General features: G+C 42.6%; 15 protein-coding genes. 7 read left to right on the forward strand and 8 right to left on the reverse strand.

Annotated elements, in window-relative coordinates; all coding sequences use genetic code 11:
* Positions 1 to 260: 260 nt before the first annotated feature.
* The 3 genes from guaB (at position 261) to pdxH (ending at position 4,010) form a co-directional block, all read left to right on the forward strand.
* A complete protein-coding gene (gene guaB / locus JMW61_RS10110) occupies positions 261 to 1,733 on the forward strand; it encodes an IMP dehydrogenase (RefSeq protein ID WP_110923730.1) in 1,473 nt (490 codons plus the stop codon).
* Between the two features lie 197 nt (positions 1,734 to 1,930).
* Entirely contained in the window at positions 1,931 to 3,313 is a 1,383-nt protein-coding gene (gene glmM / locus JMW61_RS10115) for a phosphoglucosamine mutase (RefSeq protein WP_110923731.1), read from the forward strand.
* A 52-nt stretch (positions 3,314 to 3,365) separates the two neighbouring features.
* A complete protein-coding gene (gene pdxH, locus JMW61_RS10120; RefSeq protein WP_197217581.1) occupies positions 3,366 to 4,010 on the forward strand; it encodes a pyridoxamine 5'-phosphate oxidase in 645 nt (214 codons plus the stop codon).
* Between the two features lie 104 nt (positions 4,011 to 4,114).
* Here the strand turns inward: pdxH and JMW61_RS10125 are convergent, their stop codons facing one another.
* From JMW61_RS10125 to JMW61_RS10155, 7 genes are all read right to left on the reverse strand, one after another.
* Positions 4,115 to 5,377: an HlyD family secretion protein gene (locus JMW61_RS10125; RefSeq protein WP_201550975.1), complete on the reverse strand. Its 1,263-nt coding sequence runs from the start codon at positions 5,375 to 5,377 to the stop codon at positions 4,115 to 4,117.
* A 92-nt stretch (positions 5,378 to 5,469) separates the two neighbouring features.
* Positions 5,470 to 7,161, reverse strand: a complete 1,692-nt coding sequence (locus tag JMW61_RS10130; RefSeq protein WP_201550977.1) for an MFS transporter — start codon at positions 7,159 to 7,161, stop codon at positions 5,470 to 5,472.
* 183 nt (positions 7,162 to 7,344) lie between these two features.
* A complete protein-coding gene (locus JMW61_RS10135; protein ID WP_201550979.1) occupies positions 7,345 to 7,980 on the reverse strand; it encodes a glutathione S-transferase family protein in 636 nt (211 codons plus the stop codon).
* A gap of 4 nt (positions 7,981 to 7,984) precedes the next feature.
* Positions 7,985 to 8,662: a type 1 glutamine amidotransferase domain-containing protein gene (locus JMW61_RS10140; RefSeq protein ID WP_201550981.1), complete on the reverse strand. Its 678-nt coding sequence runs from the start codon at positions 8,660 to 8,662 to the stop codon at positions 7,985 to 7,987.
* Between the two features lie 204 nt (positions 8,663 to 8,866).
* Positions 8,867 to 9,916, reverse strand: a complete 1,050-nt coding sequence (locus JMW61_RS10145; protein WP_201550983.1) for an NADP-dependent oxidoreductase — start codon at positions 9,914 to 9,916, stop codon at positions 8,867 to 8,869.
* Positions 9,917 to 10,167: 251 nt separating this feature from the next.
* Positions 10,168 to 11,379, reverse strand: a complete 1,212-nt coding sequence (locus JMW61_RS10150; protein WP_201550985.1) for an iron-containing alcohol dehydrogenase — start codon at positions 11,377 to 11,379, stop codon at positions 10,168 to 10,170.
* A 385-nt stretch (positions 11,380 to 11,764) separates the two neighbouring features.
* Positions 11,765 to 12,382: a TetR/AcrR family transcriptional regulator gene (locus tag JMW61_RS10155; protein ID WP_197101296.1), complete on the reverse strand. Its 618-nt coding sequence runs from the start codon at positions 12,380 to 12,382 to the stop codon at positions 11,765 to 11,767.
* 414 nt (positions 12,383 to 12,796) lie between these two features.
* Between JMW61_RS10155 and JMW61_RS10160 the strand changes: the two genes are divergently transcribed.
* The gene (locus JMW61_RS10160; protein WP_201550987.1) at positions 12,797 to 14,281 is read left to right on the forward strand and encodes an aldehyde dehydrogenase family protein; all 1,485 of its coding nucleotides are present in this window, start codon (positions 12,797 to 12,799) and stop codon (positions 14,279 to 14,281) included.
* Between the two features lie 136 nt (positions 14,282 to 14,417).
* On the opposite strand, the gene JMW61_RS10165 is transcribed toward JMW61_RS10160, so the two are convergent.
* Positions 14,418 to 14,657: a hypothetical protein gene (locus tag JMW61_RS10165; protein ID WP_110923741.1), complete on the reverse strand. Its 240-nt coding sequence runs from the start codon at positions 14,655 to 14,657 to the stop codon at positions 14,418 to 14,420.
* 258 nt (positions 14,658 to 14,915) lie between these two features.
* Between JMW61_RS10165 and JMW61_RS10170 the strand changes: the two genes are divergently transcribed.
* The 3 genes from JMW61_RS10170 (at position 14,916) to JMW61_RS10180 (ending at position 18,493) form a co-directional block, all read left to right on the forward strand.
* Positions 14,916 to 16,328 (forward strand): DASH family cryptochrome, encoded by a 1,413-nt coding sequence (locus tag JMW61_RS10170; protein WP_201550989.1) that lies wholly within the window; start codon positions 14,916 to 14,918, stop codon positions 16,326 to 16,328.
* A gap of 321 nt (positions 16,329 to 16,649) precedes the next feature.
* Positions 16,650 to 17,903, forward strand: a complete 1,254-nt coding sequence (locus tag JMW61_RS10175) for an NnrS family protein (protein WP_197217464.1) — start codon at positions 16,650 to 16,652, stop codon at positions 17,901 to 17,903.
* A gap of 83 nt (positions 17,904 to 17,986) precedes the next feature.
* Complete coding sequence (locus JMW61_RS10180; RefSeq protein WP_197217462.1) at positions 17,987 to 18,493, forward strand: Rrf2 family transcriptional regulator; 507 nt, start codon at positions 17,987 to 17,989, stop codon at positions 18,491 to 18,493.
* The last annotated feature ends 103 nt before the right edge of the window (positions 18,494 to 18,596 follow it).

Here is an 18,596-nt window from a genome sequence, read left to right on the forward strand (position 1 = left end):
CACTAACCATGCAAAGCATGACCGTCATCGACATAGACTTACTTGTGTAAAACAAACTGACAAATATAGCATGCGATTCGTCTCATTATTTGTTATAATATGGCGTTATTTTTAAGGGATAAATAAGTGGTTAAGCGTAAGACTGCACTATATTTGTGCAAACTTATGATCCGTCAATCACTTGCAGTTTTCGAGCGTTTTGTTTCGCTGGTTTATTGCTAAAATCCCACCCATCAAAATAACCACCACTAGGGGTCTGTATGTTGCGAATTGTCGATGAAGCCTTAACCTTTGATGACGTTTTATTGTTGCCAGCCTATTCTGAAGTCTTGCCAAAAACTGCCGATCTTTCTACCCGTTTGACCAAAAACATTACGCTAAATCTACCGCTAATCTCTGCGGCTATGGATACGGTCACTGAGTCTGAAATGGCCATCACTATGGCACAGCTTGGTGGCATGGGTATCTTGCACAAGAGCATGGATATCGCCAAGCAAGCCACACAAGTACGCCGCGTCAAAAAGTTTGAAGCGGGTACAGTCGTTGATCCTATCACTGTGCATCCAGAGATGACCATCGGTGAATTACTACGCTTGACTCAAGACAATAATATCTCAGGTGTACCTGTCGTAGAGAAAGGTACGGATAAAGTTGTTGGTATTGTCACGCATCGTGACTGGCGTTTTGAAACCAATCTGTCATTACCAGTTAGCCAAATCATGACACCAAAAGGTCAGCTAGTCACGGTACATGAAGGTGAGAGCAACGAAAATATCAAACGTTTGCTACATGAACACCGTATCGAAAAAGTGATCGTTATTGATGATGATTTCCGCCTAAAAGGTCTTATCACCGTTAATGATTTTGCAAAAGCTGAAAACAATCCAAATGCTTGTAAAGATGAGCAAGGCCGTCTTCGTGTTGGCGCTGCTGTTGGTACTGGTGCAGATACTCAAGCGCGTGTTGAAGCATTGGTTGCAGCAGACGTCGATATTATCGTTGTTGATACCGCACATGGTCACTCAAAAGGCGTGATTGATAAAGTTGCTTGGATCAAAAAGCACTATCCAAATGTACAAGTCATCGGTGGCAATATTGCAACAGGCGATGCAGCACTTGCGTTACGTGACGCAGGCGCCGATGCCGTGAAAGTAGGTATTGGCCCTGGTTCTATCTGTACCACGCGTATCATTGCAGGTATTGGTGTGCCACAAATCTCAGCGATTGATAACGTCGCTAGTGCATTAAAAGACAGCATTCCATTGATTGCTGATGGTGGTATTCGCTATTCAGGTGATATGGCCAAAGCCATCGCCGCTGGTGCCTCGTGCATCATGGTAGGCTCGTTGATGGCGGGTACAGAAGAAGCGCCAGGTGAAGTTGAATTGTTCCAAGGTCGTTACTACAAAGCTTACCGCGGTATGGGTAGTCTTGGTGCGATGTCAGGCTCAAACGGCTCGTCAGACCGTTACTTCCAAGATGCTAAAGATGGTGTGGAAAAACTGGTACCAGAAGGTATCGAAGGCCGTGTTCCTTATAAAGGCCCAGTCGCTGGTATCGTCAATCAGTTGGTTGGCGGTTTACGCTCATCAATGGGTTATACGGGCTCTGCAACCATCGAAGATATGCGTACCAATCCACAGTTCATTAAAGTGACGTCGGCAGGTATGAAAGAGTCGCATGTTCATGATGTTCAAATCACTAAAGAAGCACCAAACTATCGAGTAAGTTAGGTAATTTTTGACAACTTTGTGTTACGTTAGCGAAAGCTGGTTTGCAGAGCTACCTTGACTTTGAGATAAAAACGGCCAACAATACCTTGTTATTGTTGGCTGTTTTTTTTGTAACATACATAAACAGATTATTATAATAGTATTATCGCCTGCGTATGCGTTGGGCCTTTAATTTTTAGACTTGGAGAGCATATATAATGAGCTACTTTGGCACTGATGGTATCCGTGGAAAGTTTGGTGAGTTGCCGATTACGCCTGATTTTATTTTGAAGTTAGGCTATGTCACTGGTCAGGTATTGATAGAGAACAATGACAATCCTGCGCGTAGACCTAGTGTGGTCATCGGTAAAGATACTCGTCTTTCAGGCTACGTTATCGAAGGGGCGTTGCAAGCAGGATTTAACGCCGCTGGTGTCGATGTTCATATGCTTGGCCCATTACCAACGCCTGCCATTGCTCATTTAACTCGTAGTTTTAACGCTGATGCGGGCGTAGTGATTTCTGCATCACACAATCCTTATTATGATAACGGTATCAAACTGTTTTCAGGGGATGGCAAAAAGCTGACTGATGAGATGCAAAATGCTATTAACGATAAGCTAAAAATTATTATGAGTATCGGTGGCAATGTTAGTGATAATAACAATGATTTGGTCATGCCTATTCTTGATCCAGCACAGTTGGGTAAAAATAATCGAATCAACGATGCCAAAGGTCGCTATATCGAATTCTGTAAAGGCAGCTTTCCTTATCAGTATGATTTGAGCCATCTGACAGTTGTCGTAGATTGTGCCAATGGTGCAGGCTACAGTGTGGCACCAAGAGTTATGCGTGAATTGGGCGCTAACGTGATTGCCATCAACAATACACCAGACGGACTCAACATCAATGCTGATTGTGGTTCTACTCATCCTGAGGGCTTACAAAAAGCAGTAGTTGAGCACGAGGCAGATGTTGGTATCGCATTAGACGGTGATGGTGATCGTATTGTGATGGTCGATGAGGCTGGTAATCTGGTCGACGGTGATGGCATCTTATATGTGCTTGCTACCCAAGGTCAGTCCAAGGCTAAAGGCGTGGTTGGTACACTCATGAGTAACATGGGCTTAGAGCTAGCACTAAAAGCAGATGGCATTGCATTTACGCGTGCCAAAGTAGGCGATCGCTACGTGATGCATGAGCTTGAAGCGAATGGTTGGATATTGGGTGGTGAGCCATCTGGCCACATTTTATGCTTAGATAAGAGCCGTACTGGCGATGCTATCATTGCAGGCTTACAAGTACTGGCTGTGATGCAAGCACGTGGGCGCGCGCTCAGTGATCTCGTCGAGGGGTTTGAAGTGTTGCCACAAAAACTGGTCAACGTGCGTCTGTCACAAATGCAAGATCCGTTTGAGCATGAGGAATTGGTTACCGCTTTTGAGAAAGCGCAGGCTACTTTAGAAGGTAGAGGCCGTCTACTGATTCGTCAGTCAGGAACTGAGCCTATGATTCGAGTGATGGTCGAATCAGATGATGAAATAGAATGTGATGTGCTCGCAAATGACTTGGCTGATCATATCAAAGCCGTATTGGGTTAAGATCAGTTCATATAATAAGGCAACAATATTAAAATAAGGAATGACCATGAGTATGGATTTTACCGATCAACGTCTGTCATATGAAAAGGGCGCGCTTGATCAACAGTCAGTACCTACATCACCATTTGAGTTGTTAAATACTTGGATGAATGAAGCGATAGAGCAGAAAGTGCAAGAGCCGTATGCGATGAGTTTGGCTACTTGCGGTGCTGATAATAAGCCTAGCGTACGTATCGTGCTCATGCGTGAAGTTACAGATACTGGTATTGTCTTTTATACCAATTACGAAAGCGCTAAAGGACAAGATATTGCCGAGAATCCTAATGCTGAAGTGCTGTTTTTTTGGCATGAGCTTGAGCGTCAAATCCGTATCAGTGGCAGCATTGCTAAGATAGATGCTCAAAAATCTGCAGCTTATTTCCAAAAGCGTCCACACGATAGTCAGGTGGGTGCATGGGTTAGCCAGCCACAGAGTGGTGAAGTTGCTGATCGTAAAGTAATGGAACAAAGTTTTGAGCAACTACAAGCAGATTATCCAGAAGACACTCAAGTGCCAACGCCAGTCTTTTGGGGTGGCTATGAGATTACGGTCAATGAGATTGAGTTTTGGCAAGGCCGTGCTAACCGTATGCATGACCGCATTGTATATACTCAAGAAAATGGCGATAGTTGGAATACCAAACGCTTATTGCCATAACTGATGTGGCGATAATAAAAAGCCCCGCTAGCAGTTGTTATAAACAACTTACTAGCGGGGCTTTTTCGCACTTATAGCAAGTGTCGAATAGTAAATGTGAGAATTTACTTTGCTTCAGTATCCACATCGACAGAAACTGACATACCAGGTCGCAGTTTGGCCAGTTCCGGTTGGTTTTCATCTAAATCGATACGTACCGGAATCCGCTGAGCAATTTTAATATAGTTGCCAGTAGTCGGGTTTGCTGCTGATGAACTAAACTCACTGCCCGTTGCTGGCGAGATATTATTGATACGTCCATGAAACTTAGCACCACCCAGTGCATCCACATGGATGGTCGCAGGTTCGCCTATTGTCATATTCGCGATTTGTGTTTCTTTGAAGTTGGCAATAATCCACACGCCCTTCGGTACGATATACATGAGCTGTGTACCAGCACTAACGTATTGTCCTGATTTTACACTGACTTGGCTTAATTGACCTGACTCGGGAGCTGTGATAATAGTATTGTCCAAATTGATTTTGGCTTGCTTGGCACCGGCTTCAGCATTTTGGATATTGGCATCAAGTGATGAGCGGCTACCGCTGGTTTTTTTGCTAGCTTGCTGTGCAGCTTGTAGGTTGGCTTCAGCCTGTTGTACGCCTGCCTGCGCTTGGGCAAGTTCTGCTTTGGTATGTGCTACCTCCGCTTTTGAGACTGCACCAATAGCATCCAGTCCTTGATAGCGTTTGACATCTTCGCGTGCACTATCAACACTGACTTTCGCGCTGTATAAATCGGCTTCACGCGCTTCTATCTGAGCTTGGCTAGACTGAGTGTCTTGCGCATTACTGGATCGATTGGTTAACGCCACTTCGATATTGGCCTGTGCTTGTTCAAGCTGCTGCTGAAAAGTGCGATCGTCTATCTTTACCAGTAGGTCACCTGCTTTCACATTAGCAAAATCCTCTACGGCAACATCGGTCACGTAGCCAGATACTTGTGAGCTGATAATGGTTGTTTGACCTTTTACAAAGGCATTATTGGTTTGCTGTACCGTTGGGGTAAAAGGCGGCAGTTTCCAAGCATAAAGAATCAGAAATACACCAATTATGATGAGGACAATAAAAACCCCTATATTAAAAAACGTTTTTTTCTTAGGGTTCCATCCTGAAGCAGAAGGAATAGGCTCGGTTGGTGGCATGGGTGTTTCATTATCAGCGCCACTCTCCATTACTTTTTCTGCAACTTGGGTCTCGTTGTCTTGAGCACTTGCTGTCTCACCAGTATTAGAAGATAAGTCATTAGAAGATAGGTTGTTAGAAGACAGGCTGTCGGCTGGCGTCTGAGTTTTTTGGTCAGGGTCATTGGATTTTTCTTGGCTCATGACGCGCTCCTAAGTGTTTGGATTAATATGATAGATAATTTGATACTTATATAAGAAAAGGCTACTTCAATTTTAGCGATGTTAAAAATATCTTATTTTGGTTCACGCATTTTGGCGATAACGGCTAGCTCTTTAGCCAATGGGTTACGTTTATGATAACGATAGTAAAAATAATTGAGCAGTAAAATAACGGTAGCACCAGTCGATAGAAGGGCCATGATGAAAAACAAATCACCATAAGCAGAAACAGTGGCTTGGCGCTGAATACCTTGTAGAACTTGCAGCACGGCAGCCGTATTGGTTTGAGTGGCGTCCGTCATTTGTGTAGATATAGTACTGCGTGCAGCGGCTATCTGTCCCACCAGCTCAGGATCACCAAAATTGAGTGAGCTGACCATATCTGCATAATAAACCTGCGTACGAACCGTGGTAAATGCTTGAATAGCGGCTGCACCCGCCAATCCGCCTACCGTTTGTGAAATGCCAAAGATAACGGAAAAACTAATAATATAGGCAGGACCGCTAGCAATAGCACGCAAAAACCCTTCAAAAACTAAAGGCCCCATAAAATACACGGCGGCAAATGCAATCAAAAACTGGCTGATATAAAACATATAAGGTGCTGAATTAATAGACACGCTAGTATCCATCCAAGAACCTAAGGCAATCAACGCCACCGCAAAAATAACGGGTCGGCGTAAATCTATTGGATTGGTACTAAAAATACTAATGACCAAAGCCAATACACTGGCGGCTAATATGACAGCATAAAAAGTAATCAGCTGATCGCCACCATAGCCTAAGTTGGCAAGTAATCCTGCCGCACCGACATTTTGCTCAGATAGCAAAATTCGCATGACAGCGCCGGTAATCATAAAGGCAATAATATTGCGGCTACGCATCCAGCGCACTTGTAGCATTGGGTTTTTGCGATGGGTTTCAATCCATAGCGCGATGCTAATCCCGACGATAGCAATAATAAGTGGATAGATAAGCCAAGGTGTCGTCCACCATAAAATCCTACCTTGTACTAAAACGACAGACAATGCAGCCAGACCGCTTGCAAAAAATCCAAAGCTTAAAAAATCCAGTTTTTCAAATACTTTTTCTGTATTGCCTGGTGGTAGCTCTAATATATTAATCAGCCCAAAGCAAATCAGTGCCAAACCAAATTGAAATAGAAATAAGCTTTCAAGTTGACCGTCGATGGTGAGGTAGGGCGAGATGATTCGTGATAATGGAATACCAAACTGCACCAAGCCAAACCCCAATATTAGACCGCTAGTACGTTTGACGGTTGGCATACCTTGCAAGCAATAGAATAACCCTAATATGGTCATGCCACTGGCCACCATACCACTCAAGCCACGCGCTATAATCTCTAAGTAATAAGGATCAAGCCATAAGCCATCAGCAGCCGTCACCAGACCACTGCTTACAAACCATTGCATGCTGGTTGCTAGTAGCAAAAAGAGCAGGGTGATTTTACTGAATAATGACATGCCAAATTGCTGACGAATCTTATATAACAATATGGTGATGCAAGCATTAGTCATATTGTAAGCAACCGATATCCACCCGCCTTCCATAGGCGTTAAGCTGAGATCGCCTTGGATTTGGGTCAAGTTGACTACTAGCAAGCCGTTTTGAAAACCGGCTGTTACCCCAATAATAATACCAATGATCAGGTAAAAAAACTTGCGGCGTGCGGGATGGTCAGGATTGGCTGGTGAGCCGACCATCATTGGTTGTTCGTGGGGCTTAAATTGATACTCAGTACTCATGGATGAATGACTGTCTTTGAAGGTGGACGGTTGATTCTATAAGCTTTGATTAATAAAGCCTGCCAACGGTATAGTCGTACAATAGAATATGCTTGATAGATAGTAACAAACAACAAAAATAGCCCAAGATAGACTTGAGCTATTTTATCATATTTTTTATTGAGCACTTACTATAGCGTGCGTTTAGGCTTGTTTTGATTCGTCATGTTCAGCTTCAAGGCGCATCGCACGCTGATAGCTATCAAGGCTCGCCAACTGCTCTGCATATTGCTTAATATGAGGATAATCGTCTAGTTTCTGACGTTGAGCAAGAATGATTAAGTCGAACGATAGCATAAAGTCTGCACCGCTGAGTTGGTCACCCACGATAAACGACTTACCTTTAACCGACGTATCTAGATACTTAAACAATCTAGTCTTTTCTATCTCGATATAACCGTTCAAAAACTCGTTATCCTCAATGCCTGCTTTTTTGGTAAATAATTCAAGCATAAGTGGCAACATGAGCGAGCTTTCAGCAAAGTCAATCCACTGCAAGTAATGACCATAGTCAGTACTGTCAGAGGCAGGACGTAAGCGATCTGGCGCAAAGCGTTCGATCAATAGCTCAGTAATGGCACCGGACTCTGAGTATGTTTGACCATCCATTTCGATGACCGGTGACTTACCAAGAGGGTGTACCGCTTTTAAGCTATCAGGCGCCAAATGCGTCTTAGCATCACGTTGATGACTTATTATTTCATAAGGCTCGCCTAATTCTTCTAGGAGCCATAAAATACGTAACGAACGTGATTGGTTAGGATGATGCAAACGAATCATAGTATTAACCTTTAAGCTTAGCGAGTAAGCGTTTAGCGGCTTCTTCTGAAGAGGCTGGGTTTTGACCGGTGATTAATAAGCCATCTTCTACCACAAATGATTCCCAATCAGCTGCTTTCTCATAATGACCACCATTAGCGATCATTGCATCTTCTACTAAGAATGGCACGACATCGGTAAGACCAACCGCGTCTTCTTCTGAATTGGTAAAGCCAGTCACTTTTTTGCCTTTAACCAAGTACTCGCCATCGACTTTCACGTTTTTGAGTGCTGCTGGAGAATGACAAACAAAAGCAACAGGCTTGTCTTGTTTAACAAAAGTCTCAATCAGATTGATAGAGTTTTCATCTACTGCCAAATCCCACAATGGGCCATGACCACCAGGATAGAATACTGAATCAAAGTCTTCTGCTTTCATGTCAGCGAGCTTTTTAGTAGTAGCAAGATGTTCTTGAGCATCAGTGTCGTCTTTGAAACGTAATGTGTCTTTGGTTTGCGTGTCTTCATTGTCACTACTAGGATCGAGTGGTGGCTGACCGCCAGCAGGAGAGGCTAGCGTGACATTCACACCTGCATCGATAAATGCATAGTAAGGTGCTGCGAATTCTTCTAGCCAAAAACCTGTTTTTTTACCAGTGTCACCTAGACGGTCATGTGATGTTAGTACCATTAAAATATTCATAGTTATCCTTATTTATTATTCATTAGTTTTAAAAATTAGTGTGGATAGATAAAAAACTCTGTTATCAGATAAGTAGCAGCCATCTTAAAATTGTAATAGCAAATGATGACTGCTAACAGTATCTATGTTTGAGACTTAATAGTCAGTTGTTAAAGTCAGTATTTATGTTGTTAAGTAGTTATAGCGATTATGAGTCACTATAAACTATTTAACGTCAGCAACCTTAACGACTGTTTTACCAAAGTTCTTGCCTTCTAGCATGTCAAAGAACGCTTGCGGTGCTTGTGCTAAGCCATCTGCTTGATGCTCTTTGGTTTTAATATCGCCTGACTCAACCCATTGACCCATGGTTTTTAAGAATTCAGGGTAGTGGTCGCCATATTCTTCAAAGATAATGAAGCCTTTAACCGTCAGACGGTTGGCCAATACTTGACCCATTAGCATACCTAAGCGGTCTTTACCGTCAGGTAAGTCAGTGGCGTTATATTGTGATACTAGACCACATACTGGGATACGGGCATGCGCGTTTAAGAGAGGTAATACTGCATCGAACACTTTACCACCAACGTTTTCATAGTAGATGTCGATACCATCTGGACAAGCGTTGCTTAACTGTTCGGCGAAGTCTTTGGCATGATGATCGATACAAACATCAAAACCCAATTCATTAACAGCATAAGCACATTTCTCAGCACCACCTGCCACGCCAACTGCGCGTACACCAAGTTTTTTACCCACTTGTCCAACGGTTGCACCGACAGGACCAGTTGCTGCGGCTACCACTAAAGTTTCGCCTTCTTGTGGTTTACCGATATCAGTTAAGCCCATATAGCCAGTAAAACCAGGCATGCCAAGTACACCAAGACCATAAGAAGGATGAGGCATGTCTTTATCTAGTTTTAGGACACCCTCGCCATCGCTGATGCTATAATCCTGCCAGCCAGAACCTGATACAACCAAGTCACCTTCAGCAAAGCCATCGACATTAGATTCGACCACTTGTGCCACTGTGCCGCCCGTCATGACGTCACCAATTTGTAGTGGATCGGTGTAGCTCTTTGCATCACTCATGCGGCCGCGCATGTAAGGGTCAAGTGATAGGTAAACGGTACGTAGGAGCATCTGCTTGTCGCTAGGGGTAGGGATATCGCTAGTAGCAAGCTCAAAGTTGTCGCTGGTTGGTGTGCCATGAGGACGACTTGCCAGTTTGATTTGACGATTTTGTTGTTGGTTTTGAGTATTATCAAAGCTCATATTATTACCCTTTTTAATTATTGATTTTAAGTGTCTATATTTACACTCTTTACATCCTTCGATGAAAGGTTCTTCTTGTACAAAATTCTTTGTTCAAAGATTTTTATCTTTGATGTGATGTTTAATCTGATATTGAATGTAGTAGCTACCCATTGCTGAGTAGCTACTATAAATAGCATAACGATATGTACTTATTATTACTGTTGTGATTTTTCTTATAATTATTCTGACAGTTCTTGCTATAGCGCTTATTAAGACGCTTTGCTAGTAACAGCACGTTGTAGGATACGACGTGATACTTCTAAGTCGTTTGTGCCGTGCTCACCAAGCTTGACCATACCATGCACTTCAAGCTGCTTGATGATTGGATCAATCGCTGCTTCAGTCAAATCAACATCTTCGAAGCTAACAGGTAAGCCCAAGTCGCGGAAGAAGTTTTCAGTGTAAACAATCGCTGTCTCAATGATTGTGTCGTCGTCTTGATCAGTATCAGTGATATTCCATACGTTACGTGCATACTGAAGCAGTTTTGCTTTTTTGCTTTCTTTTAGCTCACGCATCACTGATGGCAATAAGATAGTTAAGGTACGTGCATGATCGATCGCGTGTAGCGATGTCAGCTCATGACCAACCATATGAGTTGTCCAGTCCTGTGGTACACCAGTACCGATCAGGCCATTCAGTGCCATGGTCGCTGTCCACATAATGTTTTTGCGGGTTTCTAAATTGTCTGAATCTTGCTTAACAACTAGACCTTCATCAATAAGGATTTTGAGCAGGCTTTCAGCAAAAGCGTCTTGGACTTTAGCATTCACAGGATAGGTTAGATACTGTTCCATCACATGAACGAATGCATCAGCCACACCATTCATTACTTGACGTTCAGGCAATGTAAGCGTTTTGATTGGGTCTAGAATTGAGAATTTAGGGAAGGCAAGTGCGTTACCAAACGGTAGTTTTGCTTGACGTTCACTATAGTTAATAACGCCGCCCGAGTTCATCTCAGAACCAGTTGCTGGAATGGTTAGTACCGCACCCAAATCAACCGCAGAATCGATGTCTCTGCAATAGCTAGTCAATGCATCCCACGCTTGTTCACGTGACACAGTGCCATCTTCTTCAGTCAGTGATGATACCAATGCAACAAATTTGCTGCCATCAATCACTGAACCACCGCCAACTGCTAGTAAGAAGTCGATGTTGTGCTCATTGACCATGTCGGCTGCTTTTAGCAACGTGGTAAATTCTGGATTGGCTTCAATACCACCGAATTCGAATACGGTACGGTTACCACTCGCTGACAAGGCGTTTTTTACTTCGTCCAATGTACCAGTGCGCTGTGCTGAACCACCACCATAAGTAATGAGAACGCGTGCATCAGTAGGGACTAGATCTGATAATTGCTCGATTTGACCTTCACCGAAAACGATACGTACTGGGTTGTAATATTGGAAGTTGTTCATAATATTCCTAAACTTTGTTAAATATTGATTGGATGTGCGAACTGCAAATTTATTTATTGGCGAGTTCGTTTCTTACATTTGCGTGCATTGTACATCAATTAGACCAGTCGTCTAGTTTTTTTTACAAAAGTCTCTCATAACTTGATTATTAAGTAGGAGTTTAAGAGTTATGAGGATTGTGTATTAGAACGTGAATAGTTCTTAGACCCTTGATAGCTTGAGATATTCAAGAAACCAGTCAAAAGACTAGAATGACAAGAGACCAAGAATGATTCATTGCTGGCGATTATTATTGGTATGCTTTTGAGACACCAATGATGTCTGTAACATATAAATGTTGATGTAGGAGCGAATATCTAAGAATGGCCAACATGCGTCTAGAGCATTAGCGTCCGAGTTGTGACGTCGTCATCTGCCAAACTTCTGCGAGTGGGGTGTTGGTCTGGCTGATTTTGGCAATTAAGCTGGCACCAAGCCATGCAAAGTACCAACGTTTTGCGATGCTCTCAGCAGCAATGTTATCAGGCTGTGGTACAGAGCCATCTATCCAACCAGCTTTGATTTGATCACCAAGCCAGTTGACAGTTTGTTGGTAGCCTGCATTTAACGCGATGCGCATAGGCTCTGACATATCCGCTACTTCAGCACTGAGCTTAACCACCAAGCATTTTTCATGATCGCAGCCGTTTTGCTGAGTGTCGTACCAGTTTTGGAAGTAGTTATATAGCTTTTGCTGTGCACTAACATTTTGCGCGCCGATGATGTCTAGGCGTGTCTTATATAGGCTAAAGTAATGATGAATAATCGCTTCACCAAACGCTTCTTTGGACGCAAAGTAATGGTAAAAAGAGCCTTTAGGTACACCTGCTGTGTCTAGTATTTGCTTAAGACCAACGGCAGTAAAGCCTTTTTTAGCGATGAGTTGATAGCCAGTTTCGAGCAAGTGAGCTCTAGTATCTGATGTAGCAATAGGTACGGGTGGTGCATTTGTAATAGTAGACATAGAGGTGATGTTCTCCTTGGAACTTCATAGTAATAGAGTGATTAATATTCATTTAAGCGTCATATTGAGGACGTATTCTAATAGTATTTATTTATGTGCGTTACGTTTCATCAACAATATTTACGGGTAAAGTAGTCTTGTTTTATTAATAGCTATGGTAGCATTAGACCAGTCGTCTATCAAGGTACGTTTTAGGCTCGCTAGTCATTAAGACGTTTATCAGTCAAATCGTTAGACTGATATATCGCTTAACAATGAGTTTAGAGGCACTTCTTGCAAGATGCTGTTTACAAGAGGCCATTTATAAGCGATTATTTTATAAATAAGCTTTTATAAGTAAGTTTCTCATTCAATATTTCGATAATAATTTTAAAACCAAATTTTAAACATAACTAAGTAAAAATAAGGATCATTATGTCAGCGAATAATACCAACACCAGTGCTTACAGTGACTTTCATTTACAATATATCGCAGGTGAATGGCAAAAAGGTAAAGACGATAGCGTCAATACCAATACAAACCCATACAACGGCGACGAGCTCGTAAAAATTCAACAAGCGACGGAAGAGCAGCTCAATGAAGCCTATGAAGCTGCTAGTCAGGCGCAGCAAGAGTGGGCTAAGCAAACACCAGCGGCACGTGCTGCTGTACTGTACAACGTCGTCAATATATTGGACCAGCGTCAAGAGGAGATTATCGACTGGTTAATTAAAGAGTCAGGTAGTACGCGCATTAAAGCGACTGTAGAACTTAGTACAGCACGGGCGATTACCTTAGAAGCTGCGACGTTCCCTAATCGTGTGCATGGTGAGATTCGTCCATCTAATACTCCTGATAAAGAAAACTTCATTTACCGTGAGCCAATTGGTGTTGTTGCGGTCATTAGCCCATGGAACTTCCCATTGCATTTGACCCAGCGTTCTATCGCACCAGCTTTAGCACTTGGTAATGCAGTGGTACTCAAACCTGCTAGCGACACACCTGTGACAGGTGGTTTGTTACTTGCAAAAGTGTTTGAAGAAGCAGGTCTGCCAAAAGGTCTGCTCAACGTAGTCGTCGGTTCAGGTAGCGAGATAGGTGATGCGATTGTTGAACACAAAACGCCAAGCCTAGTATCATTCACTGGGTCAACCTCAGTTGGTAAGCACATTGGCGAGCTGGCCAACGGTGGCGAGTATATCAAAAAAGTCGCACTTGAGCTCGGTGGTAACAGCCCATTTGTCGTATTAAAAGATGCTGATATCGATCAAGCAGTAAAAGCAGCTGCCTTTGGTAAGTTCTTGCACCAAGGTCAGATCTGTATTGCGATCAACCGTATTATTGTCGAAGACGCACTATATGATGACTTCGTGACGCGTTTCCTTGAGCATGTCAAAACCTTGCAAGTTGGCGACCCTGACAAAATGGAAACAGCAGTCGGTCCAATCATTAACGAAAAACAAGTCAAGTCATTAAAAGACAAAATCGCTAAAGCGCAAGAAGAAGGCGCAAAAATGATCTTAAGTGGTGAGATAAAGGGTCAAGTAGTACCGCCACATATATTCACTGACGTCACACGTGAGATGGATTTGTCACGTAACGAAGTGTTTGGCCCATTAGTCGGTATTATTCGTGCCAAAGATGAAGACGATGCGTTGTCTATTGCCAATGACTCTATGTATGGCCTATCAAGTGCCGTATTCACGCAAGATTTAGCCAAAGGCCTGCGCTTTGCCCGCGGTATCAAAGCTGGTATGACGCATATCAACGATATCTCAGTGAATGATGACAGTAATGCGCCGTTCGGTGGTGAGAAAAACTCAGGTATCGGTCGTTTCAATGGCGAGTGGGTACTAGAAGAGTTCACCAGACTGCATTGGATATCTGTACAGCATCAGCCACGCGAATATCCATTCTAAGAGCTTAACTTTTAAATGTTGTAAACTGATATTTGAACCATAAAAAAGACCGCTTATATAGCGGTCTTTTTTATGGGTGTACTGTCTAAAATTAGTAGGTATCAATGTTTATATTCTCGAAACACCACGCGTTTATTTAAATTTTCTGTTTATGATGAAAACCAAGTAGGGCTTCAATCTCTTCAATCGTGATACGCCTGACAAGTGCTTGCTCTTCTACTGATAGGCGATTGGTATGCTCTTTTATCATGGTATGTATGCTGCGAGAGATTTCGGATGTCGTGGCGTAATACATCTGTGGTTGATCTTTCGTTAGTCTCATCAAAAACTTGTTGATGAGCTTACGTTTTTCTTCTGGTGCGTTTTCTTCAGTCATATTATTCTCCTAGGAATAAATCATGTAGGCAGTCAGGCTTATAGTTAGAATAACGCAGATAGGTATCATCAATCTACAGTGATATTGATACGTTAATATAGCTGGCGAGGTCAACGATATAGCGGACTTATATGAATTTGACTATAACAAACATTTAAGTGAGATATTTAACATACCTTGTACCGTATATCATATTCTAAAATATTATAGTTTGGACTGAGCTAATAAGTGTATGAGTACAATTAGGGAGTCGAAAACATGTCAGATCCGCAATTAGATAGTTTAACAAAGAAGCCAACGGATAAAGAAGCAGTGTTGGTACTATTTTATAATGATTTGCGTATAGATGATAATGCAACATTGGCAAAAGCAGCAATGCTGGCCCAAGACAACCATAGGCAGCTGTTACTTGTTTATGCGGATGCTTTAGTGGATATCATTGGTCAGACAAATAAAGATCAAGCTTACGACTTCGATCGAATAGGAGATGCTCGTCAGCAGTTCTTATCTGAGAGTCTGTCTGATTTGGATGAATCGCTACAACGTCTTGGCAATAGATTGTTGCATCTAACGCCGCATACATCATCGACCGCATTGGATACCTTTACGCAGCTGTGTCAGCTTATCGATCAGCAGCAGGTCACTGATATATGTGTCAGTCAAACGGCAGATTATAATCAAAACCAAGCCTATAGTTTCTTGCAACGTAAGTATCCACAGGTGCGCTGGCATGAGCAAGTAACCAATACGTTGTTTGCGTCTTTGCTGATGGAAGCGTTACCTAAAAGCTTCACGCAGTTTCGTAAACAAGTCGAATCAGAGCATGATTTATTAAATGCCAAAACAGACGTAGTTATTAGTCCAGCGCCAGAATCTCTACCACCCATGCCAGACAATTTAATAAAGGGTACAACAGATAGCCATTCGTTATTCTTCAACAAACGTCATCTTGATGTGCAACTGCCTTCTGAGTTTAAAGGTGGAGAAACCAATGCTATCAGCCATTTGAACGATTATTTCAATTCTGATGCGCCTAGTACGTATAAAACCACGCGCAATGCGCTGGATGACTGGACATACTCTACTAAATTCTCGGCTTGGCTCGCAAATGGTACACTCTCGGTCAACGTGCTGCTGAACCGCTTGCGTCATTATGAGCGTGAAGTGGTGGCTAATGAATCCACTTACTGGATATGGTTTGAGCTACTGTGGCGTGAGTATTTTTATTGGTATGCCATGACCCATCAGCAGAAGCTGTTTTGGTACAAGGGTATTGCCCAACAGTCACCAACGACAGGCTTTGATAAAGGGCGTCTGGAGCAGTGGAAAGAGGGTACTACGCCATATCCTATCGTCAATGCCTGCATGAATCAGCTAAAGCAAACGGGCTATATGTCCAATCGTGGCAGACAAATAGTTGCTAGCTGTTTCATCCATGAGTTGGGTTTAGATTGGCGTTATGGGGCGACTCATTTCGAGCAGTACCTTATCGATTATGATGTTGCTAGCAACTGGGGTAATTGGCAGTATCTGGCAGGCGTGGGTGCTGATCCAAGAGGCTGCCGACAGTTTAATTTGGCCAAACAAACTCAGCAATATGATCCGAGTGGTAGCTTTATTCATAAATGGCAAGGTGATAATACTGATGATTATGTACTGAGCTCACCTTAAATTTACTGATGAATTTAAGTCATTTTTTCATAGCCTTTCTCGCTCAGCATGTCCTAAGTATTCCAAAAATAAGAAGCGACCACATGGGTGGCTTTTTTATTTCTCAAAACTATTTTTCAATACAATATAGTCAAAGAACTCTAAAATGGGTACAAGTCAGCCGACTGCAGATTGTACAAGTAGTGCATCTAAGGAGGGTAACGCCGTAGCGGTTTAGTCGTTCACCGACTATAGCTGGCTAAGTACGTTGCGTAACACATAACATTCATATAAAATGAATCTTTAAGGTCAGTTTTATTAATACTTTCTAAGAAGATCACTATGCAATCTATTAACCTACCCAGTAAGCCGCCAAGCTCGCCACACCCAATTCTTAATTTGAGCTTCCGTTTGTTTTTCAGTGCTGCTGCATTATTCGCGGTAGTCACGATGGTGTTATGGGCCTTTGTGTTCACTGGGCATACAGATATAGACGCGCAGGTATTAAACCCCTTGTATTGGCACGGCCATGAGATGATTTATGGTTATGCATTGGCAGTGGTCGCAGGGTTTCTATTAACGGCGGTCAAGACGTGGACAGGGGTGATGATGCCGCACGGCTACAAATTGCTAGGTATCTTTGTCTGTTGGTTGTTAGCACGGTTTAGCTGGATCGCTTTTGGCGTGGGCATAGTGGTGGCGGGCAATAGCACATTGTTGCTATACGCCGCCGCAGTGTTTGATTTTTTGTTTATTGCCTCAATGGCCTTCGTTATTTTCCGAGCAGTATGGCAAGTAAAGCAATATAAGCAGATGGGCATCTTAGCAAAATTGGCATTATTAATGTTAGGTAATGGACTGTGCTATTGGGGCATTATCAATGCAGACATGAGCATCATGAAGACAGGCATGTATCTGGGATTTTATTTAATCATTGGCTTAGTATTAACCATTGGTCGCCGCGTGGTACCATTCTTTATTGAACGAGGTCTTAGTACGACTAACGCTAAAGGCGTTGCAGAAACCGTCACCTTGTATAATAGTAAAGTACAAGATATCGCAAGCTTATTATTATTTTTAGCCTTTTTTATCGTTGATCTGTTTTATCCTCATCCATATTTACTGACTATAACGGCGCTCGGTGTGGCAATCGTTAACATCATTCGTCTAGTAGGTTGGTATCATCGTGGTATTTGGCAAAAGCCGCTGCTTTGGTCGTTGTATATTGCGTTTTTAGGCATGTGTTTGAGCTTTATGCTGTACGCATTTCAACCGTGGTTGGGTTACTCTCATAGTTTGGCGGTACATGGGCTCGCGATTTCGGGTATTGGCATGATGACGGTAGCGATGATGACACGGGTATCGCTTGGGCATACTGGCCGAAGTATTCATAATCCACCCAAAACGACAACTTTGATGTATGGTTTGATGGTTTTGGTGTTTGTCAGTCGCGTGCTATTGCCTTTGGTAGATATGAGCCATTACTTATTATGGATTATGATTGCTCAAGGTGCATGGATTGCTTGCTTTGTGTTATTTTGCATCAGCTACTTACCGATGCTGGCACGCCCTAGACCGGATGGCCTGTTTGGTTAAGTAGATAGTGGTTAAGCAGCTAGTAGTTAAGCAGCTAATGGTTAAATGATTAATAATGAGAATTAGAATGGGAGTGTTCGTAAATGCGATTGACCAATTATAGTGATTATGCACTGCGCTCATTGATTTATCTGGCGGTCAAACCGGAGCCGCACACGCTCGCTAATATCAGTGACATTTCCAATAGCTATGACATTTCCAAAAGCCATTTGACCAAAGTTATTCATCAGCTGGGTCAGTTAGGATATATAGAAAGTGTGCGTGGCAAAAATGGAGGCATACGACTGGCACGTGCACCTAAAGAGATTAATTTGGGTATATTGATTAAACAAATAGAGCCTGATTTTGATTTGGTAGAGTGCTTTGCCGTACCAGTGAGTAAAGGTGAAGGCTCTCAATCAAAAGATTTGCCAGTTACCTTCATCGAAGAAAAGACAGATAAACCGATAGGCTGCGTGATTACGCCAGTATGCCAACTTAAGAGTGTATTCTCTGAAGCATTAAGGGCTTTTATTACCGTCCTTGAGCGCTATACATTGGCAGATATTATTAATAATGAAGACGAGCTGAAAGATTTGTTGTTTCGATAATGGTTTTGGGAATGGTGTGGATAATTATCTAGGGTGTATCATCAATTAGCCTATTTAGAGGTAATGATGACAGGCCCTAACGGTATATTTTTTATATTGATTT

The organism is Psychrobacter fjordensis, from assembly GCF_904845995.1.
In the GTDB taxonomy this organism is placed as follows: Bacteria; Pseudomonadota; Gammaproteobacteria; order Pseudomonadales; family Moraxellaceae; genus Psychrobacter; species Psychrobacter fjordensis.

What these genes read in the sequence shown, in the direction of transcription:
- guaB (WP_110923730.1), top strand. Translation starts at nt 261, where the DNA reads ATGTTGCGAATTGTCGATGAAGCCTTAACCTTTGATGACGTTTTATTG.
- glmM (WP_110923731.1), top strand. Translation starts at nt 1,931, where the DNA reads ATGAGCTACTTTGGCACTGATGGTATCCGTGGAAAGTTTGGTGAGTTG.
- pdxH (WP_197217581.1), top strand. Translation starts at nt 3,366, where the DNA reads ATGGATTTTACCGATCAACGTCTGTCATATGAAAAGGGCGCGCTTGAT.
- JMW61_RS10125 (WP_201550975.1), bottom strand. Translation starts at nt 5,377, where the DNA reads ATGAGCCAAGAAAAATCCAATGACCCTGACCAAAAAACTCAGACGCCA.
- JMW61_RS10130 (WP_201550977.1), bottom strand. Translation starts at nt 7,161, where the DNA reads ATGAGTACTGAGTATCAATTTAAGCCCCACGAACAACCAATGATGGTC.
- JMW61_RS10135 (WP_201550979.1), bottom strand. Translation starts at nt 7,980, where the DNA reads ATGATTCGTTTGCATCATCCTAACCAATCACGTTCGTTACGTATTTTA.
- JMW61_RS10140 (WP_201550981.1), bottom strand. Translation starts at nt 8,662, where the DNA reads ATGAATATTTTAATGGTACTAACATCACATGACCGTCTAGGTGACACT.
- JMW61_RS10145 (WP_201550983.1), bottom strand. Translation starts at nt 9,916, where the DNA reads ATGAGCTTTGATAATACTCAAAACCAACAACAAAATCGTCAAATCAAA.
- JMW61_RS10150 (WP_201550985.1), bottom strand. Translation starts at nt 11,379, where the DNA reads ATGAACAACTTCCAATATTACAACCCAGTACGTATCGTTTTCGGTGAA.
- JMW61_RS10155 (WP_197101296.1), bottom strand. Translation starts at nt 12,382, where the DNA reads ATGTCTACTATTACAAATGCACCACCCGTACCTATTGCTACATCAGAT.
- JMW61_RS10160 (WP_201550987.1), top strand. Translation starts at nt 12,797, where the DNA reads ATGTCAGCGAATAATACCAACACCAGTGCTTACAGTGACTTTCATTTA.
- JMW61_RS10165 (WP_110923741.1), bottom strand. Translation starts at nt 14,657, where the DNA reads ATGACTGAAGAAAACGCACCAGAAGAAAAACGTAAGCTCATCAACAAG.
- JMW61_RS10170 (WP_201550989.1), top strand. Translation starts at nt 14,916, where the DNA reads ATGTCAGATCCGCAATTAGATAGTTTAACAAAGAAGCCAACGGATAAA.
- JMW61_RS10175 (WP_197217464.1), top strand. Translation starts at nt 16,650, where the DNA reads ATGCAATCTATTAACCTACCCAGTAAGCCGCCAAGCTCGCCACACCCA.
- JMW61_RS10180 (WP_197217462.1), top strand. Translation starts at nt 17,987, where the DNA reads ATGCGATTGACCAATTATAGTGATTATGCACTGCGCTCATTGATTTAT.